Below are 726 nucleotides of genomic sequence, written 5' to 3' on the forward strand. Positions count from 1 at the left end.
AGCCGGTACGACGTCTTCCTGCTCGACGAGCCGACGAACGACCTCGACCTCGACGGCCTCCAGCGCCTCGAAACCTTCGTCAAGGGACTGCGCGCGGGCACGGTGCTCGTCAGCCACGACCGCGAGTTCCTGGCCCGTACCGTCGACAAGGTCCTCGAACTCGACTTGGCCCAGCAGCAGGTGAACCTGTTCGGCGGCGGCTACACCGCCTACCTGGAGGAGCGGGAGACCGCCCGCCGCCACGCCCGCGAACGCTACGAGGAGTACGCGGACACCCGCGCCTCCCTGGAGGCCCGGGCGCGGACCCAGCGCGCCTGGATGGAGAAGGGCGTCAAGAACGCCCGCCGCAAGGCCCCCGACGGCGACAAGATCGCCCGGAACGCCCGCGTCGAGTCCACCGAGAAGCAGGCCGCCAAGGCGCGCCAGACGGATCGGCTGATCGACCGGCTGGAGGTGGTCGAAGAGCCGCGCAAGGAGTGGGAACTGCGGATGGAGATCGCCGCGGCACCGCGCTCCGGCGCGGTCGTGGCGACCCTGCGCGGGGCCGAGGTACAGCGCGGCGACTTCCACTTCGGCCCGGTCGACCTCCAGATCGACTGGGCCGACCGGATCGCGGTGACCGGAGCGAACGGCTCCGGCAAGTCCACCCTGCTGGCCGCCCTCCTCGGCCGCCTCCCGCTGGACGAGGGCCATGCGTCACTCGGGCCGGGCGTGGTGGTCGGCGAG

Annotated in this window: 1 protein-coding gene; it reads left to right on the forward strand. The window is 71.9% G+C overall.

Translation table 11 applies throughout. The features are described 5' to 3' along the window. Positions 1-726, forward strand: a 726-nt coding sequence (locus EEJ42_RS31160) for an ATP-binding cassette domain-containing protein (protein ID WP_148082065.1), incomplete at both ends; no start/stop codon positions are given.

It is taken from the genome of Streptomyces botrytidirepellens (assembly GCF_003721215.1).
GTDB lineage: Bacteria > Actinomycetota > Actinomycetes > Streptomycetales > Streptomycetaceae > Streptomyces > Streptomyces himastatinicus.